Source organism: Bradyrhizobium zhanjiangense (assembly GCF_004114935.1).
In the GTDB taxonomy this organism is placed as follows: Bacteria; Pseudomonadota; Alphaproteobacteria; order Rhizobiales; family Xanthobacteraceae; genus Bradyrhizobium; species Bradyrhizobium zhanjiangense.
Genome location: NZ_CP022221.1, coordinates 4,803,211 through 4,825,944, shown reverse-complemented (window position 1 = coordinate 4,825,944; position 22,734 = coordinate 4,803,211). Strand labels below are relative to the sequence as shown.

22 protein-coding genes are annotated in these 22,734 nt (G+C 64.8%); 4 read left to right on the top strand and 18 right to left on the bottom strand.

Annotated elements, in window-relative coordinates; translation table 11 throughout:
- The first annotated feature begins 11 nt into the window (after nt 1–11).
- The gene (locus tag XH85_RS23070) at nt 12–995 is read left to right on the top strand and encodes an ATP-binding protein (protein ID WP_128933612.1); all 984 of its coding nucleotides are present in this window, start codon (nt 12–14) and stop codon (nt 993–995) included.
- Nucleotides 996–1,160: 165 nt separating this feature from the next.
- On the opposite strand, the gene XH85_RS23065 is transcribed toward XH85_RS23070, so the two are convergent.
- The 3 genes from XH85_RS23065 to XH85_RS23055 form a co-directional block, all read right to left on the bottom strand.
- A complete protein-coding gene (locus tag XH85_RS23065) occupies nt 1,161–2,546 on the bottom strand; it encodes a LysM peptidoglycan-binding domain-containing M23 family metallopeptidase (protein ID WP_128933611.1) in 1,386 nt (461 codons plus the stop codon).
- Nucleotides 2,547–2,655: 109 nt separating this feature from the next.
- Complete coding sequence (locus XH85_RS23060; RefSeq protein WP_128933610.1) at nt 2,656–3,306, bottom strand: protein-L-isoaspartate(D-aspartate) O-methyltransferase; 651 nt, start codon at nt 3,304–3,306, stop codon at nt 2,656–2,658.
- Nucleotides 3,303–3,491: a hypothetical protein gene (locus XH85_RS23055; protein WP_128933609.1), complete on the bottom strand. Its 189-nt coding sequence runs from the start codon at nt 3,489–3,491 to the stop codon at nt 3,303–3,305. Before XH85_RS23055 ends, XH85_RS23060 begins: the two co-directional genes overlap by 4 nt.
- A gap of 41 nt (nt 3,492–3,532) precedes the next feature.
- On the opposite strand from XH85_RS23055, the gene XH85_RS23050 reads away from it, so the two are divergent.
- Entirely contained in the window at nt 3,533–3,904 is a 372-nt protein-coding gene (locus XH85_RS23050; protein ID WP_091886060.1) for a response regulator, read from the top strand.
- Between the two features lie 98 nt (nt 3,905–4,002).
- Here the strand turns inward: XH85_RS23050 and surE are convergent, their stop codons facing one another.
- The 12 genes from surE to XH85_RS22985 form a co-directional block, all read right to left on the bottom strand.
- On the bottom strand, nt 4,003–4,770 hold the full coding sequence (gene surE, locus XH85_RS23045; protein WP_128933608.1) for a 5'/3'-nucleotidase SurE: 768 nt from the start codon (nt 4,768–4,770) through the stop codon (nt 4,003–4,005).
- Between the two features lie 109 nt (nt 4,771–4,879).
- Nucleotides 4,880–5,242 (bottom strand): hypothetical protein, encoded by a 363-nt coding sequence (locus XH85_RS23040; protein ID WP_091885518.1) that lies wholly within the window; start codon nt 5,240–5,242, stop codon nt 4,880–4,882.
- Nucleotides 5,243–5,301: 59 nt separating this feature from the next.
- Complete coding sequence (serS, locus tag XH85_RS23035) at nt 5,302–6,633, bottom strand: serine--tRNA ligase (protein ID WP_128933607.1); 1,332 nt, start codon at nt 6,631–6,633, stop codon at nt 5,302–5,304.
- A gap of 200 nt (nt 6,634–6,833) precedes the next feature.
- On the bottom strand, nt 6,834–7,643 hold the full coding sequence (gene tatC, locus XH85_RS23030; RefSeq protein WP_091885532.1) for a twin-arginine translocase subunit TatC: 810 nt from the start codon (nt 7,641–7,643) through the stop codon (nt 6,834–6,836).
- Nucleotides 7,640–8,197, bottom strand: coding sequence for a Sec-independent protein translocase protein TatB (tatB, locus tag XH85_RS23025; protein ID WP_128933606.1), 558 nt, complete (start codon nt 8,195–8,197; stop codon nt 7,640–7,642). Before tatB ends, tatC begins: the two co-directional genes overlap by 4 nt.
- Before the next feature lie 85 nt (nt 8,198–8,282).
- Nucleotides 8,283–8,519 (bottom strand): twin-arginine translocase TatA/TatE family subunit, encoded by a 237-nt coding sequence (locus XH85_RS23020; RefSeq protein ID WP_091885538.1) that lies wholly within the window; start codon nt 8,517–8,519, stop codon nt 8,283–8,285.
- A gap of 165 nt (nt 8,520–8,684) precedes the next feature.
- Nucleotides 8,685–9,437, bottom strand: a complete 753-nt coding sequence (scpB, locus tag XH85_RS23015) for an SMC-Scp complex subunit ScpB (RefSeq protein WP_164934908.1) — start codon at nt 9,435–9,437, stop codon at nt 8,685–8,687.
- Nucleotides 9,438–9,458: 21 nt separating this feature from the next.
- The gene (locus tag XH85_RS23010; protein ID WP_128933604.1) at nt 9,459–10,298 is read right to left on the bottom strand and encodes a segregation and condensation protein A; all 840 of its coding nucleotides are present in this window, start codon (nt 10,296–10,298) and stop codon (nt 9,459–9,461) included.
- Nucleotides 10,295–11,323: a beta-N-acetylhexosaminidase gene (nagZ, locus tag XH85_RS23005; protein ID WP_128933603.1), complete on the bottom strand. Its 1,029-nt coding sequence runs from the start codon at nt 11,321–11,323 to the stop codon at nt 10,295–10,297. Before nagZ ends, XH85_RS23010 begins: the two co-directional genes overlap by 4 nt.
- Nucleotides 11,324–11,369: 46 nt before the next feature.
- Nucleotides 11,370–12,938: an SPOR domain-containing protein gene (locus XH85_RS23000; protein ID WP_128933602.1), complete on the bottom strand. Its 1,569-nt coding sequence runs from the start codon at nt 12,936–12,938 to the stop codon at nt 11,370–11,372.
- A gap of 140 nt (nt 12,939–13,078) precedes the next feature.
- Entirely contained in the window at nt 13,079–14,869 is a 1,791-nt protein-coding gene (gene argS, locus XH85_RS22990; RefSeq protein WP_164940358.1) for an arginine--tRNA ligase, read from the bottom strand.
- Between the two features lie 9 nt (nt 14,870–14,878).
- Nucleotides 14,879–16,087, bottom strand: a complete 1,209-nt coding sequence (locus XH85_RS22985) for a deoxyguanosinetriphosphate triphosphohydrolase (RefSeq protein ID WP_128933600.1) — start codon at nt 16,085–16,087, stop codon at nt 14,879–14,881.
- A 110-nt stretch (nt 16,088–16,197) separates the two neighbouring features.
- Here XH85_RS22985 and erpA point away from each other — a divergent pair, with 110 nt between their 5' ends.
- Nucleotides 16,198–16,527 (top strand): iron-sulfur cluster insertion protein ErpA, encoded by a 330-nt coding sequence (erpA, locus tag XH85_RS22980; RefSeq protein WP_128933599.1) that lies wholly within the window; start codon nt 16,198–16,200, stop codon nt 16,525–16,527.
- Between the two features lie 4 nt (nt 16,528–16,531).
- Here erpA and XH85_RS22975 read toward each other — a convergent pair whose 3' ends face one another.
- On the bottom strand, nt 16,532–18,862 hold the full coding sequence (locus tag XH85_RS22975; RefSeq protein WP_128933598.1) for a hybrid sensor histidine kinase/response regulator: 2,331 nt from the start codon (nt 18,860–18,862) through the stop codon (nt 16,532–16,534).
- 132 nt (nt 18,863–18,994) lie between these two features.
- On the opposite strand from XH85_RS22975, the gene xth reads away from it, so the two are divergent.
- A complete protein-coding gene (gene xth, locus XH85_RS22970; RefSeq protein ID WP_128933597.1) occupies nt 18,995–19,792 on the top strand; it encodes an exodeoxyribonuclease III in 798 nt (265 codons plus the stop codon).
- A 52-nt stretch (nt 19,793–19,844) separates the two neighbouring features.
- Here xth and XH85_RS22965 read toward each other — a convergent pair whose 3' ends face one another.
- Together XH85_RS22965 and ilvD are read right to left on the bottom strand one after the other, a co-directional pair.
- Nucleotides 19,845–20,669 (bottom strand): tetratricopeptide repeat protein, encoded by an 825-nt coding sequence (locus XH85_RS22965; protein WP_128933596.1) that lies wholly within the window; start codon nt 20,667–20,669, stop codon nt 19,845–19,847.
- Nucleotides 20,656–22,377, bottom strand: coding sequence for a dihydroxy-acid dehydratase (gene ilvD / locus XH85_RS22960; protein WP_128933595.1), 1,722 nt, complete (start codon nt 22,375–22,377; stop codon nt 20,656–20,658). Before ilvD ends, XH85_RS22965 begins: the two co-directional genes overlap by 14 nt.
- Between the last annotated feature and the right edge of the window lie 357 nt (nt 22,378–22,734).

The following is a 22,734-nucleotide window of genomic DNA, read 5'->3' as shown; positions in this document are numbered from 1 at the left end:
GAACTTCGGACATGCCCAAAAAACCCAGCAAAAGCCCGGCCGGCAAAGGCCCCAATACCCCTGCCAAGAAGCCCGCCGGCGTCGCGGCAAAACGTCCCAAGGGCGCCGTTAAGGCAGACCCGGTCGATCCCTCCCAGGAGCGCATCGTCCGCGCGCTGGAGACCATTGCAGCGCACCTCTCGGCCCAGAGCAACCCGACCCTCGAATCCGAGTCGTTCGAACGGGCCGACGCGTTCGTCTGGCACCCGGACGGCCGCCTTGCGGCAGTGCCGCGGGTCAGCCGCGTCGAGCTATTCCTACTGAAGGGCGTCGACCGGATGCGCGACATCCTAATGGAGAACACCGAGCGCTTCGCCAATGGCCTGCCCGCCAACAACGCCCTGCTCTGGGGCGCGCGTGGCATGGGCAAGTCATCGCTGGTGAAGGCGGCGCATGCCAGCCTCAACGCGGAGCGCAACCCGACCGACAAGCTGAAGCTGATCGAGATCCATCGCGAGGACATCGAAAGCCTGCCCGCGCTGATGGAGTGCTTGCGCGCCTCCTCCTTCCGCTTCATCGTGTTCTGCGACGATCTCTCCTTCGACGGCAATGATGCGTCCTACAAGTCGCTCAAGGCCGTGCTCGAAGGCGGCATCGAAGGCCGGCCCGAGAACGTCATCCTCTACGCCACCTCCAACCGCCGCCATCTGCTCGCGCGCGAGATGATCGAGAACGAGCGTTCGACCGCGATCAATCCCGGCGAAGCGGTCGAGGAGAAGGTCTCACTGTCGGATCGCTTCGGCCTCTGGCTCGGCTTCCACCGCTGCAGCCAGGACGAGTATCTCGCCATGGTGCGCGGCTATTGCAGCCATTTCGGCATCAAGATCGACGACGAGGCGCTGGAGCGCGAGGCGCTGGAATGGTCGACCACGCGCGGCTCCCGCTCAGGCCGCGTCGCCTGGCAGTTCGTGCAGGAGCTGGCGGGACGGCTGGGTGTGAAGCTGACGATGATGTAGCGGACACTTTCGCCTCACCTACACCTGTCATTCCCCGCGCAGGCGGGGAATCCAGTACGCCGCGGCCTATCGGCTGAACAATTGCTGTCTCTGGAATACTGGATCGTCCGCCTTCGCGGACGATGACAGTGAGCGCGCGGTGTGAACCCGGCTGAAGCGTCCGCCTCACGCTCCGTTCAGGAATTGAAGCGGGTCAACCGGGCTCGATCCCTTACGGATCTCGAAGTGGAGCTGCGGCGACGCCACTTCCCCGGATTGACCCGACTTGGCAATGACCTGACCGCGCTTGATAGTATCGCCGCGCTTCACCAACAGCTCACTCGCATGGGCATATGCGGTGACGTAGCCGTTGGAGTGCCGAACCAGGACCAGATTGCCGTAACCTTTCAGCTCGTTGCCGGAATAGGCGACGACGCCGTCTTCAGCCGCCTTGACCGGCGTCCCCTCGGGCACCGCGAGATTGATGCCGTCATTGGACTTGCCGTTGGTCTTGGCGCCGTAGCTCGTGACCACCTTGCCGCGCACCGGCCAGCGGAAGGTCGGCAGCGCGCCAGTGGCCTCCGCGGCCTTCGCCGGCGTCTCGGCGGGCTTCTCTTCGACATTGGCCGTGGCTTGGGCCAGACGCGCGCTCTGCACCGGCGCGGCAGCAGCGGCCATCTTGGTAGCAGGCGCCGGAGCGGCCGCCACGGGCTGGAGCGTTCCCACAACCGGAGCAGCCGCGACCGGAGCCGGAGCAACCGGCACCGCGACGGCGGCGGTCTTGGCACCGGGCACGGTCAGCTTAGTGCCGAGCTTGAGCTTGGCTGAGGGGGCGAGGCCATTGGCACGGGCCAGCTCGGCCGCCGAGATGTGGTTCTTGCGCGCGATGCTGGCGAGCGTGTCGCCACGGTTGACGAAGTGCGTGCTCGGCGGCGCAGCGACGGCTGCAACCGGCTTCGCCGCAGGCACAGCCGCGACGGGAGCCATCGCCGGCACGGGCGCAGCGGCCGTGGCAGGATGCGGGATGATGAGCTGCTGGCCGGGCGAGAGCGTGCGCGGGCCCTTGTAGCCGTTGGCGGCTAGGATCGCCTGCGGCGTGACATGATAGCGCTTGGCGAGCACGTCGAGCGTGTCGCTGGTGCCGACGATGATCTTGGTGCCGCCGGCTGGCTGGGCTGCAGCAACCGAGCGCGGCGGTACGGTCGCCGTGGTCTCGAGGTGCGGCTGCGCCGGGGGCGCGTAGGAGCCGACGCCGCGCCCACCACCGGACACTCCGCCGCCAGAGGCAACGGGATAGGATTGCGGGGTGGACACCGCGGGCGGAGGCAGGGGCTGGGACTGATAGGAACCAGGCTGCGTCTGCGGCCGCGCATATTGCGGCAGCTCACGCTGCGGCGGTGGCGCCTGCTGCACCGAACCGGTGGATTCCGAGGCGAAGGGATTGGAGAAATTCGACTGGGACAGTCGCGACGACATGTCGGCGCTGCACCCCGCAAAACTGAAGGAGATCAGCGCCAGCACCGCGACTTGCGGCACGCGGCGCGAGTAAAGCAACTCGGCGACAGCGGACATGGTTACTCACTCGTACGCAACAGAACTAGTGTTTTAAGTAAACACGCGCCGAGTAAATAACGGCTTAACCCTCCCAATAAGATGTTGGCGGCACAGCCAATCCGGAATTCTACAGCTCCCGCGCCACGCCAGGCAGCGCCGGCACGAAGCGGACATCGACGAGTTCCTTGCGCTCGATCCCCGCCTCGGTGCGGTTGAGGCGGGTCAGCGTCTGCACGCCCTGATGCGGGCCGACCGGTGCGATCAGGATGCCCCCGATCTCGAGCCGTTCGATCAGGTTCTCTGGAATCTGCTCCATCGCGGCGGTGACGATGATGCGGTCGAACGGGCCGATATTGGCTGGCAGATTGAGGCCATCGCCCAGCATCACCTCGACATTGTGGCAGCCGAGCTCTTCGAGCCTGGCGCGTGCGGTGTCCGCGAGCATGCGGTAGCGCTCGACCGTGAGCACCTGCCCTGCGAGCCGCGACAGCACGGCGGCCTGATAACCGGAGCCGGTGCCGATCTCGAGCACGCGGTGCCGCTTCTGGAGCTGGAGCTGCTCGGTCATGTAGGCGACGACGAAGGGCTGGCTGATGGTCTGCCCGCAGGCGATCGGCAGCGCACTGTCGCGATAGGCGCCGTCGCGGTTGGCGTCGTCGACGAACAGCTCGCGCGGCACCTCCTCCATCGTCCGCAGCACGGCCTGATCGCTAATGCCCCGGCGCCTCAGCGTGAGCTGAAACATCATCTTTTCGGGCGGGGGTTGATGCGAGGTCATTGCTGCCAATGCTGTGTTGTCAGGCCCGTTAAGTCGCCAACCCGGGCGCGAGAATCTTGTTCCTTGGTCGGGAACCCATGATACCATTCGGCTGGATATTTGAGCACAGATTGGCGTGCAACAGGCCAGTCGTGATCGCCATTTTCAGGCAGCCGTTCGTCAAAACGCGCATTGCGTCGATTCATGTTATCTGCGAACGTTTTTGGGAATGGGCAAGGACTCGACCATGACCGCGACGGGGCTTTCCGGCCGCTCTGTATTCCTCGTCGAAGACGAGGTGATGATCAGAATGATGGTTGCGGACATGCTCGAAGAGCTCGGCTACAAGGTCGCTGCCGAGGCCGGCGACATCACCGAGGCCATGCGGCTCGCCCAGGCGACCGAGTTCGACATCGCCATTCTCGACGTCAACGTCAACGGCAAGGTCATCTCGCCGGTGGCCGATGTTATCAGGGCGAAAGGCTGCCCCTTCATCTTCGCCACCGGCTACGGCTCCTCCGGCCTGCCCGAACAGTACCGCGATCGGCCGGCGCTCCAGAAGCCGTTCCAGCTCGACGCACTCGGCAAGACCATCGAAGCCGCGCTTCGCAGCGGCTAGAGCGTTTCCGAGCGAAGTGGATACCGGTTCGCGTGAAGAAAACGCGTCAAAACAAAGCTTCGGCTCTGATTCAATCAGAACCGATAATGCTCTAGGCGCTACTTCAGCGTCGCGCTCAATTCTTCTGAAAACGCTTCATTGGTGCGGTCGAGCCTGAGCGGCGTCACCGAGACATAGCGCTCGCGAAGCGCCGCGAGATCGGTGCCGTCGGTGGGCGTGTCCATCATCGCCGTGCGCTCGAACCCGATCCAGAAATAGGGATTGCCGCGGCCGTCCCTGCGCTCGTCGATCCTGAGGAAGCCGAGATTGCGCTTGCCTTGGCGCGTGACGCGGATGCCGAGCACATCCTCCGGCGCACACGACGGGAAGTTGATGTTGATCACCGTGTCTTTCGGGACGCCGGCGGCGATCACCTTGCGCAGGATGTCAGGCCCAAACTTGCGCGCGGTGTCCCACGGCGGCCGCTCGCGGGTCTCGACGCTGAACTCCTGCGACAGCGCGAACGACGGCAGCCCCAGGATGGTGCCTTCCAGCGCGCCAGCGATGGTGCCGGAATAAACCACGTCCTCGGCGACGTTGCGCCCCTTGTTGACGCCGGACAGCACGACATCAGGCAGCTTGGGCCCGAGGATGTGGCGCGCGCCCATGATGACGCAGTCGGTCGGCGTGCCGCGCACGGCGAAGTGCCGCGGGCCGACCTCGCGCAGGCGCAACGGATCGTTCAGCGACAGCGAATGCGACACGCCGGACTGGTCGAGCTCCGGCGCCACCACCCAGACGTCGTCGGACAAGGCGCGCGCGATCTCCTCCACGACCTTGAGGCCGGGGGCGTGGATGCCGTCGTCATTGGTGCAGAGAATACGCATGCGAAAGGTCGATTCCAGAAAGCGGGTCTGAGCCGTCTTATCCGGCTCTGCCCAATCAGGCAAACCGGCCGATTCGGTCGCGGCGGCCAGGTTCCCGGCCTGGATCCTACTACCGGCGGATGCGCCATTGCGGCAGGAAGCGCGCCAGCCGACCCTCGGCATGCAGCTGCATCGCCGGCACGACCGGGCTCTCGACAGGATTTTCGATCACGCCGAGTGCCTCCAGCTGCGCGACGAACGGGTCGGACACAGGCGCCTGCGGGAAGCGTTCGCGCGCGACCGTCAGCGCCTTGTCGAAATCCGCTGCATTGACTCCGGGCTTCGCCCGCCTACTCCGCACGAGATCGTCGTCCCAGAGCCGCGCGATCTCGATGTCGAGCACGCCGCGCAGGCGCTGATCGACGGCCTGGATGCCGGCACCCGTCACCGCCCATTGTCGGCCGACCCAGAAGATGTCGCGGTGCAAGGCCATGAATGGTGGGTTCGCGTTGAGGGGCCGGCAGGATAGCCTGCCGCCTGATCTTCGCAACCCTACTCGCGCGCGATCACCTTCAGCCCGCCCATATAGGGCTGGAGCACGCTGGGGACCGCGATCGAGCCGTCCTCCTGCTGGTAGGTCTCCATCACCGCGATCAGCGCGCGGCCGACCGCGGTGCCGGAGCCGTTCAGCGTGTGCACGAAGCGCGGCTTGCCGTCCGGCCCGCGCGAGCGCGCATCCATGCGCCGCGCCTGAAAGTCGCCGCAGATCGAGCAGCTCGAGATCTCCCGGAACATGCCGCCGTCACCCTGCCCGGGCATCCAGACCTCGATGTCGTAGGTTTTTTGCGACGAGAAACCCATATCCCCTGCGCAGAGCGTCATCACGCGGTAGTGCAGGTCGAGCTTCTGAAGCACCTGCTCGGCGCAGGACAGCATCCGCTCCAGCTCGTCCTTGCTCGCTTCTGGCGTCGTGATCGAGACCAGCTCGACCTTGGTGAACTGGTGCTGACGGATCATGCCGCGGGTGTCGCGGCCCGCGGCGCCGGCCTCGGCGCGGAAACACGGCGTCAGCGCGGTAAGGCGCATCGGCAATTGCTTCTCGTCGAGAATGGATTCGCGTGCGAGGTTGGTGAGCGACACTTCTGCGGTCGGGATCAGACCGAGGCGCTCGGTCTTCAGCCGCTCATGGTCGGGCGCAGCCAGCAGTTCGCCCTTGATCGCCCAGAACTGGTCGTCCTCGAATTTCGGCAGTTGCCCCGTACCGAACATCACCTCGTTGCGTACGAGCAGCGGCGGATTGATTTCGGTGTAGCCGTGCTCGGTGGTGTGCAGGTCGAGCATGAACTGACCGATGGCGCGCTCGAGCCGCGCCAGCCCCTTCTTCAGCACGACAAAGCGAGCACCGGAGAGCTTTGCCGCCGCCTCGAAATCCATGTAGCCGAGCGCGGTGCCGAGATCGTCATGCAACTTCGGCGCAAAGCTGTAGTTGCGCTTGTTGCCGAACACGTGGTGCTGCACATTACCGTGCTCGTCGACGCCGTTGGGCACTTCGTCGAACGGAATGTTCGGGATCGCGGACAGCTCTTTCGTCAACTCCTCGTCGGCGGCCTTCGCGGCAGCTTCGAGCTGCGGCATCGTGGTCTTGAGTTCGGCGACCTCGGCCATCAGCTTGGCGGCGCGTGCCTCGTCCTTGGCCTTCTTGGCATCGCCGATTTCTTTCGATGCCGCATTGCGCCGCGCCTGCGCCTGCTCGGAGGCCAGAATCGCCGCACGCCGCTTCTCGTCGATCGCGAGCAGCGAGGCCGACATCGGCTTCAGGCCGCGCCGCGCGAGGCCGGCGTCGAAGGCTTGCGGATTGTCGCGGATCGATTTGATGTCGTGCATGGCTGTGGTCCTGGGGCAGCGCGTAAACATGCAACATCGAACGTTGCCCGTTTACATTAGCGCGTCTCCTAGCACGGCTGTCATCATCCGCGAAGGCGGATGATCCAGTATTCCAGAGACGTCCGTGATTCCCCGATAGGCCCCGGCGTACTTCATTCCCCGCCTTCGCGGGGAATGACACTGAGGATTTGGCCCGCCCTCTACTCCGCAGGCTTGGCCGGCGTCGACACGTCGGTACCGGTGGCCTGCGAGGCCGCCGCCTTCTTCTCCACCATCGCCACCGCGATGATCGAACCCTCGTAGAGCGCCAGCAAGGGAATCGCCAGGGAGCACTGGCTGAGCACGTCAGGCGGCGTCAGCACGGCCGCGATGACGAAGGCGATGACGATGAAATAGCGGCGCTTCTCGCGCAGCATCTTCGATGTGATGATGCCGATCCGCCCGAGCAGCGTCAGGATCACCGGAAGCTGGAAGGCGATGCCGAAGGCGAAGATCAGCGACATCATCAGCGACAGATATTCGCCGACCTTGGGCAAGAGCTGGATCTGCGCGGTCTCGTCGCTGCCGGCCTGCTGCATGCCGAGCGAGAAGCGGACCAGCATCGGCAGCACGACGAAATAAACCAGCGCCGCGCCCAGCACGAAGAAGAACGGGGTCGCGACCAGGTACGGCAGGAAGGCCTGCTTCTCGTGCTTGTAGAGACCGGGCGCCACGAACTTGTAGATTTGCGTCGCGACGATCGGGAACGAGATGAAGCCGGCGCCGAACAGCGCGAGCTTGAGCTGGGTGATGAAATATTCCAGCAGCGCCGTGTAGATGAACTTGGAATTCTCAGGACCCGCGACCCACACGAACGGCCAGACCAGCACGTTGTAGATCTGCTTGGCGAAGAAGAAGCAGAAGATGAAGGCGACGCCAAAGCCGAGCAGTGCCTTGATCAGCCGCGACCGCAGCTCGATCAAATGGTCCATCAAGGGGGCTTTGCTGGCCTCGATATCGGCGTCGGTCATGACGCTTTGACGTCCTTGATCGCTTCGGATGGCGCGGTGTCTTGCGTGACGTGGGCCTGCTCGACCTCACGGGTGATCGCGAGCGGCTCGTTCGCTGCCGCATGCGCCTCGGCTTCCATGAAGGTCGCGGGGGTCGGCGCTTCCGGCGTCGTTGGCGTTACCGGCGCTTCACTTGAAGTCGCCAGCGCTTCGCTCGAAGTCGCCGGTGCTTCGCTTGAAGTCGCCGACGGTTCGGCGGCGCTGGCGGCTGGCGTCTCGGCCGGCTTGTCGAGCGCATCGACGCGGAGCGCGTCGCTGACGTCCTTCTGAAGCGAGGTCAGCGGATTGAAGCCGGTCGCGGCTTCCTTGACCTCGTCAAAGCTCTTCTTGAGGTCGGCCATCTCAGCCTCGCGCATCGCTTCCTGGAACTGGCCCTGGAATTCGGCGGCCATCTTGCGGGCCTTGCCCATCCACTGTCCGACCATGCGCAGCACGCCCGGCAGCTCCTTCGGGCCGATGGCGATGAGGGCCACGACCCCGATGAGGACCAGTTCACTCCAGCCGATGTCGAACATGAGGTCTTCCGTTCACGCCAGCCGCAACCGGCCCAATCCCTCGCGCGCAGGATCGGGGCTACCCGCGTCTCGCATGCTCTCTGGCTCAGACGGCCTTGCTGCCGACGTCGGACCGTGCCGCGGTCGGCGCGGCGTTGTTGTGCTCGATGGACTTGTTCGGCTCGGGCTTTTCAGCGGGCTTGTCGTCGTCCTGCATGCCCTTCTTGAACGCCTTGATGCCCTGCGCCACGTCGCCCATCAGATCCGAAATCTTGCCGCGGCCGAACAGCAGCAGGACCACTGCGATCACCAAGATCCAGTGCCAAATGCTGAGTGAACCCATCCTGCAACCCTCCAAACGCGCATGGCCGGGGACCCGGCCGATCTTTACCGAAACCTAGGCTTGGCGGGTCTCAAAAACAAGGACCAAGGCAGCGCCAATTCGCTGTTGGCACTACGCAATCTTGCTAGTGTTAACTGGTCGCAGGGGCCCGTGAACGGACCGGCGTCACTCTTCAGTGCCGCCTTCGCTGCCACCCTCATTGCCGCCTTCCGGCGCCTCGGGCTCGACCGCGGGCGCCAGCGCCAGATCGAGGTCTTCGCCCGGTTCCAACGGATCCTCGTCTTCACGCAGCGCCGGGTCATCCGATGGCGTCGGCACGGTGAATCCGGTCGGCAGGCGCGAATCCAACAGGCCCGTGCCCTTCAGCTCTTCGAGGCCCGGCAGGTCGCCGAGCTGTTCCAGGGTGAACTGCGACAGGAAGTCCTCGGTGGTTCCGAAGGTCAATGGGCGCCCGGGCGTCTTGCGGCGTCCGCGCGGCTTGATCCAGCCGGTCTCCAGCAGCACGTCCAGTGTGCCCTTCGAGGTGACGACGCCGCGGATCTCCTCGATCTCGGCGCGCGTCACCGGCTGGTGATAGGCGATGATCGCCAGCACCTCGATCGCGGCACGCGACAGGCGGCGGGTCTCGGTACTCTCCCGCGTCATCAGCCAGGCGAGATCGCCGGCGGTGCGGAAGGTCCATTTGTTGGCGACGCGCACGAGGTTCACGCCGCGCGAGGCATAATCGGCCTGGAGCTGCTCGAGCGCCGCCTTGACGTCGACGCCATCCGGCATCCGCTTGGCCAGCGTCGCGGTATCCAGCGGTTCACTCGAAGCGAACAGCAGCGCTTCCAGCAGCCGCAATTCCTCGGGACGTGCCTGGGATTCATTGTCCATCGGCTCGGCCTCTTCTACCCGCACTTCAGCCAGGCTTGCCATGGCAGATTCTCCTTCTTGCACTTAACCGACCGGCGCATCGGGCGCAGGAGCTGCGTCCGGAACCGGTTTAGGACGCCCCTTCCGGAAATAGATGGGCGCAAACGCCTCTTTCTGGTTCAGCTCGAGCTGGCCTTCGCGCACCAGTTCGAGCGCGGCGGCAAAGCTAGAGGCGAACACCGTCGCGCGCTGCGTCGGATCGGCGACGTGCCGGATCAGGAAGTCGTCGAGAACGCCCCAGTCGTCCTGTTCACTGATGCTGCCGACAAGCCGCTCCAGCGTGGCGCGCGCCTCGGCGAGCGACCACACCGTGCGCTTGGCCAGATGCACGCTCGCCAGCACGCGCGACTGGCGCTGAGCAGCATAGGCGGTGAGCAGGTCGTACAGCGTCGCCGTGTATTTCGGATGCTTGATCTCGGCGATCTGCTCGGGCTCGCCGCGCGGGAAGATGTCGCGCTGCAATTGCGGCCTGTTCATCAGCCGATTGGCGGCTTCACGAATGGCCTCCAGCCGGCGCAGCCGGTTGGCGAGCGCAGTCGCCATCTGCTCGGCGCTTGGGCCTTCCGCACTCGGCGGCTCCGGCAGCAGCAGGCGCGACTTCAGGAAGGCGAGCCAGGCCGCCATCACGAGATAATCAGCAGCGAGCTCCAGCCGGATCTTCCGCGCAGCTTCGATGAAGTGGAGATACTGGTCCGCCAGCGCCAGGATCGAAATCTTGGCAAGGTCGACCTTCTGCTGCCGTGCCAGCGCGAGCAACAGGTCGAGCGGGCCCTCATAGCCCTCGACGTCCACGACCAACGCCGGCTCGCCCTCGGCGAGCTCTGCGGGCCGCCCGGTTTCGAACGATAGGATTTCTGCGGTCATGCCGATGCCGTGTTTGCCCGTGCGATCAATGCGTCCAGTTCCGCGCGTGTGGCCGCCCGGTCGAACGGCTGCGGCGGCTTGCGTGCGGCGAGCGCGGCTTTCGCCCGCTCCAGTGCCCTGCCAGACAGTTCGGGCGTCTGAGCGGCGACGTCGCGCATCTCCTCGATGTTGCCGTTGCAATGCAGGGCCACGTCGCAACCGGCCGCAAAGATAGCGCGGGTCCGCTCGGCGATATTCCCCGACAGCGCGTTCATCGACACGTCATCACTCATTAACAAACCCTGGAACCCGATTGCGCCGCGAATCACGTCAGCAATCATTGTCGCAGATGTCGTCGCCGGATGGGCGGGGTCGACCGCGCTAAACACAACATGTGCAGTCATGGCCATCGGCAGGTCCGAAAGCGGCTTGAACGCGGCGAAATCGGTCCGCTCCAGCTCGTCCCGGGGCGTATCGACCGTCGGCAGCTTGAAATGGGTGTCGGCGGTGGCCCGGCCATGACCAGGGATGTGCTTGAGGACCGGCAACACGCCGCCCTGCTCCAGGCCTTCGGTGATCGCACAGGCAATCGCCGCGACCTTGCCCGGCTCCGTGCCGTAGGCCCGGTTGCCGATGACGGCATCGGCACCCGGCACCGGCACGTCAGCGAGCGGCAGGCAATCCACGGTAATGCCGAGATCGGCGAGATCGGCCGCGATCAGGCGGGCGCTCAGGCGCGCCGCAGTGAGCCCGAGCACCGAATCAGTGTCGTACAAAGTCGCGAATACGGCCCCCGGCGGATAGACCGGCCAGTGCGGCGGCCCCAGCCGCTGCACCCGCCCACCCTCTTGATCAATCAGGACCGGTGCCTCGGCAGCATTCGCAACCGTCCGCAATTCCGCAACCAATGCAGCAACTTGCGCCGGTGTCGCGACATTGCGCTTGAACAGGATGAAGCCCCATGGGCGTTCGGCACGGATAAACTCCCGCTCGGCGGCGGTCAGTTCCGTTCCGGATACGCCGGTAATGAAGGCCCGCGTGCTCATAACGGCCGATTAACCCTGCCCTGCGAGGGGGTCAAGAAAACGGCCGTTAATTCCTCTGGACGAAGCAGGCAGACAGGCCTGCGGACTTGAGGCTGTTGCATGCCTGCGTCGCCTCCTCTGCCGAACCATAGGGACCGGCGAAGGCGCGGTAGACGATGCCCTTGCCCTTGTCGGTGAGGTCGACGCGCTTGATCACTGGCGAGCGCGATCCGAGCACGCTGCCATACTTGCTCTGAAGCACCCGATAGGATGCGGCGGCGCTGTCCTCGCTCTGCTGCGAGGAGACCTGCACGATGTAGCCGCCGCTGCTGGTGGGGGCGAGTTGCGTCGGATTGGTCGCAGCCATCCGCTGCGGAGGCTCGGCCGTCGGTCCCGATTGCGGCGCGAGCGACATCGGCTGGTTGGCGCTGGCATTGGCCGAGGTCGGCGGATTGCGCGACGCGATTGGTGCAGGCGGCGCGACAACAGGCTTTGGCGCAGCTGCCGGCTTCGCAGCGGCGGATTGCGGTGTGGCGCTATCGGTCTGATCGCCTTTCACGGCCACCGTCCTGATCGAACGCGGCGAATTGTTCGGCAGTGTGCCGTTGCTCGGAGTCGGCCCTGCGCTCGGCGGCGGCACCATCGATGGCGACACACTCGCCACCGACGGCGGGTTCGCATTCTGGTTCAGCGGTGGGAACACCAAACGGGGCCCACCCGCCCTGGCGTTGACGTCGACAGGCGCCTCCTCGCGCGGCACGATCTTCTCGGTGCCGTCACCGCTAACCATGCGATCCGGGACCTTGGCCGTGGAGTCCGTCGGCGCCGGCACGATCTTGGTCGGCGAGTTATCGGCCTTGATGATCGGCGGTTCGCCGCTGCGGGGCGAGCCCACATAGGTCTTGTAGGCAAAGGCAGCGCCAGTCCCGACCACGGCAAGCGCCAGGATCGCCGCGACCGTCATCATGCCGCCGCGCCGCTTCTTCGGCTCGTCAAGTTCGGTCTCGGGATAGTCGTTCTGGTACGCGTAGGGATCGTCGGGATAGGCCGGATCGCGCTGATAGTCCTGCTCGCCTGCCTCGAGCCGGCCATAGAGCGCATCATCGTAGCGCGACGGATCGGGTTGCGCGTACGGCTCCTGATAGGCCTGCTCCTGATAAGCCTGTCCGTGCTGCTGATAGGCCTGATCCTGATACGCTTGAGCTTGATAAGCGTGATCCTGATGGGTCTGCGGCTGATGAAAATCCGGCTCTGGGGCAGGCGCAGTCGGCTGGGCCGAATAGCGATGCAACGGATGAACCGGGTTTACGGAGACGGGATAGTCAGGCTCCGGCGCGGGTGCCGGCTGCGGCTGCACGTTGGCGCGCCGCATCCATGAGGGCGGCCCGGGCGGCGGCGCAGGTTGCTCGGCATAGTCCTGCTGATCATCGTCCTGGCGATAGTCATCTTCCCGATAGCTCTGGGCAGGCGCCGCTTTCGGGCGCACAGTCGGCCGCGACTGCGCTGCGAACGGATCGGTCTGTCCGATCAGACGGGCGAGCTCGGCCAAGGGATCATTTTCCGCCTTCCCATGCTGATCGCTACCGCGACCATAGTCATCGGAGGGAAACGGTCTGTCCTGATATCGTTCGGCCATCGTGATGATGCGTCCCTTCGGGAAAGCCGCGCGCCCCTCGACCAAGGCACGGCTTTCGACCCACAAGGCTTTCAACCAAGTCTAAGCGATCCGGCTTCTGCCGGTTACCCCCGAATTCCCATTAGGTAGTTCGCCCCAAACTACCGCATCTCGTCCGGGGCATGGACGCCGAGGATGGCGAGGCCCGATGCCAGGACAGAGACGACGCCCTGGACCATGGCCAGTCGCGCTTTTGTAAGATCTGCATCATTATTGATAATGAAGCGTAAATAGGGCAAATCGCGCCCTTTCGTCCAAAGCGCATGAAATTCGCTGGCTAAATCATAGAGATAAAAGGCAATTCGGTGCGGCTCGTGCGCCGCGGCGGCAGCTTCCATCACCCGCGGATAAATTGCGAGGCGCTTGAGAAGATCGAGTTCGACCGGGTCTGACAGCCGTTCCATGGCCGACTCACTCAGCCAGGCGATCCGCTCGGCGGTATCCCGGGGCAGTTCCGAGAATACCTCGGCCCGCGCGTTGCGGAAGATCGAGTGACCGCGGGCGTGACCATACTGGACGTAGAACACCGGGTTGTCGCGCGACTGCTCCATGACCTTGGCGAGGTCGAAATCGAGCACCGCATCGTTCTTGCGATAGAGCATCATGAAGCGGACGGCGTCCTGGCCGACCTCATCCACCACCTCACGCAAGGTGATGAAGTCCCCGCTCCGCTTCGACATTTTCACCGGCTCGCCATTGCGCAGCAACTTCACGAGCTGGACGATCTTGACGTCGAGAGCGCCCTTGCCTGATGTCGTCGCCTTCACCGCCGCCTGCATGCGCTTGATGTAGCCGCCATGGTCGGCGCCCCAGACGTCGATCATCTCCGCAAAACCACGGTCGTACTTGTTCTTGTGGTAGGCGATGTCGGAGGCGAAGTAGGTGTAAGAATTGTCCGACTTGATCAGCGGTCGATCAACGTCGTCGCCATAAGCGGTCGCCTTGAACAGCAGCTGCTCGCGGTCTTCCCAATCCTCGACCGGCGCGCCCTTTGGCGGCGGCAGGCGACCCTCGTAGATGTCGCCTTTGGCCTGTAGGAAATCGATGGTCTCGGCAACCTTGTTGTTGCCGTTCTCGATCAGCGAGCGCTCGGAGAAGAACACGTCGTGGCGAATGTTGAGGGCGGCGAGATCGTCCTTGATCTCGTCCATCATCATCGCGATCGCTTTGGCGCGCACCGTCGGCAGCCACTCGGCCTCGCTCACCCCGTGGAGCTTGTCGCCATGCTCCTTGGCCAGCGCCGCGCCGACGGGCTTGAGGTAGTCACCGGGATAGAGTCCTTCCGGAATCGCGCCGATGTCCTCGCCGAGCGCCTCGCGATACCTGAGGAAGGCGGAGCGCGCGAGCACGTCGACCTGGGCGCCGGCATCGTTGATGTAGTATTCGCGCGTGACGTCGTGGCCCGCGAACTGAAGTAGGCTTGCCAACGCGTCGCCGAACACGGCGCCGCGACAGTGACCGACATGCATCGGCCCGGTCGGATTGGCCGAGACGTATTCGACATTGACCTTGGAACCGCCGCGGACGCGACCGTAATCGGCGCCCTCGCGCAGCACCGTGCGCAGCGCCTCCGCCCAGGCAGCCGGCTTCAGCGTCAGGTTGATGAAGCCGGGGCCGGCGACATCGACCCTGGCGATCAGCGCATCCGTGCGCAGCCGCTCGGCGATCTGCTCGGCGAGATCGCGGGGCTTTGCCTTTGCCTCTTTCGCAAGCACCATGGCGGCGTTGGTCGCCATGTCGCCATGGGAGGCATCGCGCGGCGGCTCAACCACCACACGCGAGAAATCGATGCCCTCAGGCCAGTTGGCGTCCACGGCCAGCGTACGGCAGGCGGCGTGCACACGCGCGAGCACGTCGGCGAACAGGTGCAGGGATGAGGATGTTTCGGGCATGGCCGCCGCCTAACGCAAATCCGGGGTCGAGTCAAAGAGCCGCTGGTGCTCGGTCAGGGCGAAACGATCGGTCATTCCGGCAATGAAATTGCCGATCCGGCGGGCCCGGTCACCCTCATTGTCCGCCTCCGCCCCCAACAGCCATTCCGGCGGCAGTTCAGATGGCTCCTTCAGGTACTTTGCGAACAGCTCGAACAGGATCTGCTCCGCCTCCCCCATCACCCGCATCACCCGCTTGTGGCGGTACATGTGCTGATACAGGAAGCGCTTGATGGCGGCCTCTTCCTCGGCGACCTCGGCAGGGAACGCGATCAGCGCCCGGCTCTGCTGGCGCACGTCCTGAGCCGATTGCGGCTTGACCGCCGCAAGGTTCTTCTGCGCCTCCGCGAACACCGCACCGATCAGGTGCGAGATCAGCTCGCGCACCAGCTCTGCGCCGCGCCTGACATCTTCGAGATCAGGATATTGCGCCGAGGTCTCGGCGATGATCTCCGCGGTCAGCGGTATCACCTTGAGATCGTCGAGGTGGAACAGGCCGGCGCGCAGGCCATCATCGATGTCGTGAGCGTCATAGGCGATGTCGTCGGCGATCGCGGCAACCTGCGCTTCCAGCGAGGCAAAGCTCCACAATTCGAGGTCGTAGGTCTTGACGTAGTCGGCAATCCCCACGGGAACGCCGTGCTCGCGGTAGCGCCCGATCGGGGCGCCGCCGCGGTCGGTCAGCGGGCCGTTATGCTTGACGATGCCCTCCAGCGATTCCCAGGTCAGGTTGAGTCCGTCGAACTCGGGATAGCGGTGCTCGAGCGAAGTCACGACGCGGAGCGTCTGGGCATTGTGGTCGAAGCCGCCGAATTCCTTCAGGCAGGCGTCCAAGGCCCGCTCGCCGGCATGCCCGAACGGTGGATGCCCGAGATCGTGGGCGAGTGCCAGGGTCTCGGTGAGGTCTTCGTCCAGCCCGAGCTGCCGGGCCAGCGCCCGGGCGATCTGCGCCACCTCCAGCGAATGGGTCAGGCGGGTGCGGTAATGGTCGCCCTCGTGGAACACGAACACCTGGGTCTTGTACTTCAGGCGGCGGAACGCGGTCGAATGGATCACCCGGTCGCAATCCCGCCGGAACGGGCTGCGGGTCCGGCTCGGCGGCTCGGCGACTAGCCGGCCACGGCTACGATCGGGGTCGCAGGCATAGGGCGCGCGAGGGGCTGCCATTCCGACGGACACGGCGAATTTAGTCCCTATCCATTTGATTCTGCGTATGGTGGCACTTAACTATGTCAGGCGCAGGATACCAAATGAATTGGGTATGACTGCGGGACTATCGGAGACGAGTGATGACGACTGCCGTGACCATCAGCGACCGGGCCGCGCGCCGGATTGGAGAGATCCTCAAGGGCGAAGGTTCTGGCGCGATGCTGCGCATCTCGGTCGAGGGCGGCGGCTGCTCCGGTTTCCAGTACAAGTTCGACATTGACCGTGCCCGCAGCGACGACGACCTCGTGATCGAGCAGGACAATGCGGTGGTGCTGGTCGATTCTGCCTCGCAGCCCTTCCTGGAGGGCTCGCAGGTCGATTTCGTCGACGATCTGATCGGCGCCTCGTTCCGCGTCAACAATCCCAATGCGACGGCGTCCTGCGGCTGCGGGACCAGCTTCTCGGTCTGAGCGCTTACGCGCCGGTGATCTGCCTTTCCTCGTCCGTCCACTCCACCTCGACCGGCATCAGCTCTGGCTGAAGCGGCGCGTCCTCCGACATGACCTGGCCGTCCAGTGCTCGTAGCAAGGCCGCGACCAGCGCGGGCTTGCGCAGCGGCTTGGCGAGGAAATCCGACATGCCCGCCTCGCGGCAGATCTTGACATCTTCGGGGAACGCGTTGGCGGTGAGCGCGACGATCGGCAAGGCCTCGAAGCGGCCGCCTTGCGCGCGGATCGCGCGGGTTGCGGCAAGGCCGTCCATATCGGGCATGCGCACGTCCATCAGCACGACGTCGTAGTCGACTTCGGAGGCCGCTGTGACCGCTTCGCCGCCGTCGGTGACGACGCGCAGCTCGATCTCGAAGGCCCCCAGCATCTTGCTCACGACCATGCGGTTGACGGCATCGTCCTCCGCGACCAGCACCTTCAGCGGCCGGTCGAGGCCGGCGATGCGGGCTTTCAGCTCCTCTGCCTCATCGCGCTCAGCCGTCGCATCGGAGACTTGGGCCTGGCTCCAGGGCAGCACCAGCGTGAAGCGGAAGGTCGAGCCCTCGCCCGGCGTCGAGGTGACGCCGATGGTGCCGCCCATCTGCTCGATGATGCGCCTGCAGATCGCAAGCCCGAGGCCAGTGCCGCCGAAGCGGCGGCTGATCGAGGCATCGGCCTGGGCAAAGTCGCTGAACAGCAGCCCGAGCTTTTCCGGGGCGATGCCGATGCCGCTGTCGGTCACGGTCCATTCCACGGTCGCCAGCAGATCGCGCCGCGCCTGGCAGATGACTGATATCGTCACCTCGCCTTCGTCGGTGAACTTCACCGCATTGGATACGAGGTTGAGCAGCACCTGGCGGATGCGGGCGACGTCGCCGCGCAGCGTCGGCGGCAGGTTCGGATCGAGTTCGACCTTGACCGCAAGTCCCTTGCTCTTGGCACTCGCGCGCCCCACGGTCGCGGCGGTCTCGACCAGCGCCTGCGGCGCAAAGTCGATCGCCTCGAACGCGAAGCGGCCGGCCTCGAGCTTGGACAGATCGAGGATGTCATTGAGGATGCGCTGGAGATTGTCGCCGGACTCGCGGATCGTGGTCACGGCCTCGCGCTGCTCCGGATCGAGTTTTGTCTCCAGCAGCATGCTGGCGAGCCCGAGCACGCCGTTCATCGGCGTGCGGATCTCGTGGCTCATCACCGCGAGGAAGTCGGACTTGGCGCGGCTCTCGGCCTCGGCCTTTTCCGCGCGCCAGCGCTCGGTCACGTCGCGGCCGAAGCCGCGATAGCCGAGGAACTGGCCGTCGCGATCATAGGCCGGCTTACCCGTCAGCGACCACAGCCGCGCCTCCCCGCCGGCGACGACCTTGATATTCATCTCGTGCAGCGGCTCGGCCTGCTCCATCAGGCCGACAATGTTGTAGGCCGCGCTCTTGTCCTCGGGGCACAGCATGTCGAGCACGTCGGCGAAGTGCGATCCCTTCAGCAGCGGAAGCGGCAGCTGCGCGACGTCGGCGAAGCGCTGGGGCACGTCGACCAGATGCCCCTCGGCGTCGGTCTGCCACAGCCAGTCGCTGGCGTTCTCCTGAAAGTCCTTCAGCAGCAGCGAGATGATTTCAGTCTGACGCTCGAGCTCGAGCTGGGCCTTGAGATTGCCGAGGAAGAGGTTGCCCTGGGAGACGATGTTGCGCGCCATGAAGAATGCGAACAGCAGCAGGAATACCGCTGTCACCAGATACGGCCCCGTGCCGCACAAGAGCAGCGCGCCGACGCAGGCAATCGTCATGGTGGCGAGATAGACGAGGCCGGCACGAGGGAAGGTCGACAGCGTGAACGCTCCGCCCGACATCATGCCGACCATCAGGCAGGCCAGGATGAGCTGGCTGGTTGGTCCGATGCGGCTGAACAGCGCCAGCGGCAGCATGCCCCAGATCGCGGCGAGGAAGAACGCCTGTCGCAGCACCTGCCGCGCGGCGCGGCTTGAGGCCTCCTGCAGTGGATTTCGATGCGACCGCCGCCACGAACGCACCGCAAACAAGGCGGTAGCGGCGAACGCCATGCCCCAGATCGCGAGGAAATCGTTCCAGCCCCTGCCCCAGAACAGGATCAGCACGATGGCGACGTTGAGCATGGTCACGGCCATCGTCACCGGGATCAGCCGCGTCACCGCGTCGATCTGCTTGGCGCGGATGCGCCGCAGCGCCCGCTCGCTGAGATCGGCGGTCAGGCCGTCCTCGATCTCGAAGCCGCCGAGCCAGTACAGGAACGCGCCCATCACGCTATCGCGCGGCTCAGTTCGCTTCATGGATTTGTCCGGCCATCCCATCCGAGGAACCTTTTGGGCATCAATGACCCGACGCGCGCTTAAGCCGGGTTAATTTTGTGGGAGATTCTGCGGCCGCCTTGACGGGCGCGTTTGCATTTTGTTCTAACGGTGGCTCCCGCCTGGAGCCCTCCAATGCCCATCAGAGTAGCCACCTGGAACGTGAACTCGGTCAGGCAGCGCATCGACCTGCTGCTGACCTGGCTGAAGGAGTGCCAGCCGGACATCGTCTGCCTTCAGGAGATCAAGTGCGTCGACGAAGCCTTCCCGCGGCTGGAGATCGAGGCGCTCGGCTACAACGTGGTCACGCACGGGCAGAAGACGTTCAACGGCGTCGCCCTGCTCTCCAAGCTCCGGTTCGACGAGACCAAGTCGGGCCTCGCCGGCGACGACGAGGATGCGCATGCCCGCTTCCTCGAAGGCGTGGTGACGCTCAAGCAGGGGGTGTTGCGCATTGCCTGCCTCTATCTGCCCAACGGCAATCCGGTCGGCACCGACAAATATCCCTACAAGCTCAAATGGATGTCGCGGCTTCTTGAGTATTCGAAGGAGCGCCTCAAGGAGGAGGTCCCGCTGATCCTCGCCGGCGATTTCAACGTCATCCCGCATGGGCGCGACGTGTACAATCCCGCCGCCTGGACCGAGGACGCCCTGTTCAAGGCCGAGACACGGGAGAGCTTTCAGTCCCTGCTCGGGATCGGCCTGACCGACGCCTTGCGGGCGGTCACGGATGAGGGAGGGCTCTACACCTTCTGGGACTATCAGGCCGGGGCCTGGCAGAAGAACCAAGGCCTGCGCATCGACCATTTGCTGCTGTCGCCGCAGGCCAGTGACCGGCTCGCCAATGTCGGTATCGACAGCTATGTGCGCGGCTGGGAGAAGCCGTCGGACCATGTACCGGTGTGGGCGGATCTCGATCTCGAAGCGGCGTAAGCGCCGATCAGGTGGTGGGCACGCTGTGCTTTGCCCACCCTACGGGACCGAGCTATTCACGGCGGCCCTGCACCCACTGCTCCAGCATTTGCAGGCACATGGCGCGGTCGTCGTCGGAGGCCTTGGCGAAGGCGCGGTTGTAGCTTTCCTTGATCCAGGTCTCCTCGGCCCCGGCGCTGTCCCGGGCCAGCGTCAGCCACATCAGGCCGCGCGCGGCCTGTCGCGGCAGGCGGTCGCCGTTGAACAGCATCTGGCCGAGTAGCGCCTGGGCCTGATGCTGGCCCTTCTGCGCGGCGAGGCCGAGCCAGCGCGCGCCATAACGGAAATCCTCGCGCGAGGCGTCCGGCGTCTTCAGGTACAGGCGGGCCAGATCGTACTGCGCATCCGCGTTGCCGAAATAGGACGCGGCATAGGAGAACATCTCCCGCGCCCGCTCCGGATCCGACTTGATCTTCGAGTTCGGGATGCCGCTGAGATAGTAGCGGCCGAGCGCGACGAAGGCGTTGGCCACGATCTGCGCTTGCGGCGCCGAGGGGCTGTCCTCGGCATGCGCGTTGGCGATGCGGCTGAAATATTCGAAGGCGCGCAGATCGTCCTGGGCGACGCCGTCGCCATTGGCGTACATGCGGCCGAGCTTCCACTGCGCGATGGGGTGACCGCCCTCGGCGGCATATTGCAGGGCGCTGAGCGAGGTTTCCTGGGATGCGACCGCCGGCGGAACTCTGGTGCGAACCGTATTCGCAGCCCCTGGCAAGGTGGTCACGACCGGGATGGTCGCATCCTTGTTGACCGGCGCGCCGTCGAAGGCGAGCGCCGGCGCGGCCAGCACAGCAGCCCCCAACATAAACGCAACTATCGCACGCCTAGATGTCCGCATAGCACTGTTTCTCGTGCGCGCCGCCCGGATGGGTCACCGCCCCCCCGAGCGCTGGTCCAACCTGCTGAGCATACTTCCAGAGCGCACCCGACGTGTGGTTAGTCGCGCGAGCCGCCCATTTGGTCTTGCGCTGGGCGAGCTCCTGGTCGCTCAATTTTACGTTAAGGGTACCGGCGACGGCGTCGATCTCGATGATGTCGCCGTCCTCGAGCAGCCCGATCGGGCCGCCAATTGCGGCCTCGGGCCCGACATGGCCGATGCAGAAGCCGCGGGTGGCGCCGGAGAAGCGGCCGTCGGTGATGAGCGCGATCTTGCCGCCCATGCCCTGGCCGGTCAACGCCGCGGTGGTCTGGAGCATCTCCCGCATGCCCGGGCCGCCCTTCGGCCCCTCGTAGCGGATCACGATGACTTCGCCTTCGCGGTAGGTGCGCTTCTGAACCGCCTCGAAAGCGTCCTCCTCACGGTCAAAGCACCTGGCCGGACCGGTAAACCTGAGGTTGGACATTCCCGCGACTTTCACGATCGCACCTTCTGGCGCCAAATTGCCCTTCAGACCGACCACACCGCCCGTGACGGTGATGGGTTTGTCTGCCGGGTGCACCACGTCTTGGTGCGGATTCCACTTCACGCTCTTGAGGTTTTCGGCGATCGTGCGGCCCGTGACGGTAATGCAATCACCGTGCAGGAAGCCGTTGTCGAGCAGCGTCTTCATCAGAAGCGGTATGCCACCTACTTCAAACATGTCTTTGGCGACATAACGGCCGCCCGGCTTCAAATCAGCGATATATGGTGTCTTTTTGAAGATTTCGGCGACGTCGAATAAGTCAAACTTAATGCCCGCCTCGTGCGCGATCGCCGGCAGGTGCAGCGCAGCATTGGTCGAGCCGCCGGATGCGGCGACCACGGCAGCGGCATTCTCCAACGCCTTGCGGGTGACGATGTCGCGCGGCCGGATGTTGGAGGCGATCAGGTCCATCACCTTCTCGCCCGCGGTCATGCAGAAGGCGTCGCGGATTTCATAAGGTGCGGGGGCACCGGCCGAGTAAGGCAGCGCAAGGCCGATCGCCTCGGAGACGGTCGCCATGGTGTTGGCGGTGAACTGCGCGCCGCAGGCGCCCGCCGAGGGGCAGGCCACGCGCTCGATCTCGTCGAGATCCTCGTCCGACATGGCGCCGACCGAATGCTTGCCGACTGCCTCGAACATGTCCTGCACGGTGACCTGTTGCCCGCGGAAATTGCCGGGCAGGATCGAGCCGCCGTAAATGAAAATCGACGGCACGTTGAGACGGACCATCGCCATCATCATGCCCGGCAGCGACTTGTCGCAGCCGGCCAGGCCGACCAGGGCGTCGTAGGCGTGACCGCGGACCGTCAGCTCGACCGAGTCGGCGATGCATTCGCGCGACGGCAGCGAGGAGCGCATGCCGTCATGGCCCATGGCGATGCCGTCGGTGACGGTGATGGTGCAGAATTCGCGGGGGGTCCCGCCGGCCGACGCCACACCCTTCTTCACCGCCTGCGCCTGGCGCATCAGGGCGATGTTGCAGGGGGCGGCCTCATTCCAGCACGAGGCGACGCCGACGAAGGGCTGGTGGATCTGCTCGGTGGTCAGACCCATGGCGTAGAAGTAGGACCGATGCGGCGCGCGCGCAGGGCCTTCCGTCACGTGACGGCTCGGCAGCCTCTGCTTGTCAATCTTCGCGCTCATCGCAAACCAGTTTCCCCGGTCAACCCTTTCAGACCCGAAAAATCAGAGCCAAGATTTGAATCGACCTTGGGATTTCCCGTCGCCGTCGAAGACTGCCGCTGCCCTTAAATCATTAGAGTGATTTTATTCATGTTCGGGTGTGGCCAAAAAGCGGCGCTGATGCGAACGGCCGGTGATGAGGGTTAAAACACCAATCACTGTTGCTTGAACACAACAATCGTGGCGTGGAAGACACGGATTGTCCTACCAAGATACCCTCGCAGGGATGATGATCCACAACTTCCGATTTCACAGCACGGGCAGCGCGCCCCCGTTTGACGATGAGGCAGCTCGGCTGAGTCGGCGCCACCCTGCTGC

Bases quoted from the DNA above. Each gene is read 5' to 3' on its own strand.
- XH85_RS23070 (WP_128933612.1), top strand. From the start codon at position 12: ATGCCCAAAAAACCCAGCAAAAGCCCGGCCGGCAAAGGCCCCAATACC.
- XH85_RS23065 (WP_128933611.1), bottom strand. From the start codon at position 2,546: ATGTCCGCTGTCGCCGAGTTGCTTTACTCGCGCCGCGTGCCGCAAGTC.
- XH85_RS23060 (WP_128933610.1), bottom strand. From the start codon at position 3,306: ATGACCTCGCATCAACCCCCGCCCGAAAAGATGATGTTTCAGCTCACG.
- XH85_RS23055 (WP_128933609.1), bottom strand. From the start codon at position 3,491: ATGAATCGACGCAATGCGCGTTTTGACGAACGGCTGCCTGAAAATGGC.
- XH85_RS23050 (WP_091886060.1), top strand. From the start codon at position 3,533: ATGACCGCGACGGGGCTTTCCGGCCGCTCTGTATTCCTCGTCGAAGAC.
- surE (WP_128933608.1), bottom strand. From the start codon at position 4,770: ATGCGTATTCTCTGCACCAATGACGACGGCATCCACGCCCCCGGCCTC.
- XH85_RS23040 (WP_091885518.1), bottom strand. From the start codon at position 5,242: ATGGCCTTGCACCGCGACATCTTCTGGGTCGGCCGACAATGGGCGGTG.
- serS (WP_128933607.1), bottom strand. From the start codon at position 6,633: ATGCACGACATCAAATCGATCCGCGACAATCCGCAAGCCTTCGACGCC.
- tatC (WP_091885532.1), bottom strand. From the start codon at position 7,643: ATGACCGACGCCGATATCGAGGCCAGCAAAGCCCCCTTGATGGACCAT.
- tatB (WP_128933606.1), bottom strand. From the start codon at position 8,197: ATGTTCGACATCGGCTGGAGTGAACTGGTCCTCATCGGGGTCGTGGCC.
- XH85_RS23020 (WP_091885538.1), bottom strand. From the start codon at position 8,519: ATGGGTTCACTCAGCATTTGGCACTGGATCTTGGTGATCGCAGTGGTC.
- scpB (WP_164934908.1), bottom strand. From the start codon at position 9,437: ATGGCAAGCCTGGCTGAAGTGCGGGTAGAAGAGGCCGAGCCGATGGAC.
- XH85_RS23010 (WP_128933604.1), bottom strand. From the start codon at position 10,298: ATGACCGCAGAAATCCTATCGTTCGAAACCGGGCGGCCCGCAGAGCTC.
- nagZ (WP_128933603.1), bottom strand. From the start codon at position 11,323: ATGAGCACGCGGGCCTTCATTACCGGCGTATCCGGAACGGAACTGACC.
- XH85_RS23000 (WP_128933602.1), bottom strand. From the start codon at position 12,938: ATGGCCGAACGATATCAGGACAGACCGTTTCCCTCCGATGACTATGGT.
- argS (WP_164940358.1), bottom strand. From the start codon at position 14,869: ATGCCCGAAACATCCTCATCCCTGCACCTGTTCGCCGACGTGCTCGCG.
- erpA (WP_128933599.1), top strand. From the start codon at position 16,198: ATGACGACTGCCGTGACCATCAGCGACCGGGCCGCGCGCCGGATTGGA.
- XH85_RS22975 (WP_128933598.1), bottom strand. From the start codon at position 18,862: ATGGGATGGCCGGACAAATCCATGAAGCGAACTGAGCCGCGCGATAGC.
- xth (WP_128933597.1), top strand. From the start codon at position 18,995: ATGCCCATCAGAGTAGCCACCTGGAACGTGAACTCGGTCAGGCAGCGC.
- XH85_RS22965 (WP_128933596.1), bottom strand. From the start codon at position 20,669: ATGCGGACATCTAGGCGTGCGATAGTTGCGTTTATGTTGGGGGCTGCT.
- ilvD (WP_128933595.1), bottom strand. From the start codon at position 22,377: ATGAGCGCGAAGATTGACAAGCAGAGGCTGCCGAGCCGTCACGTGACG.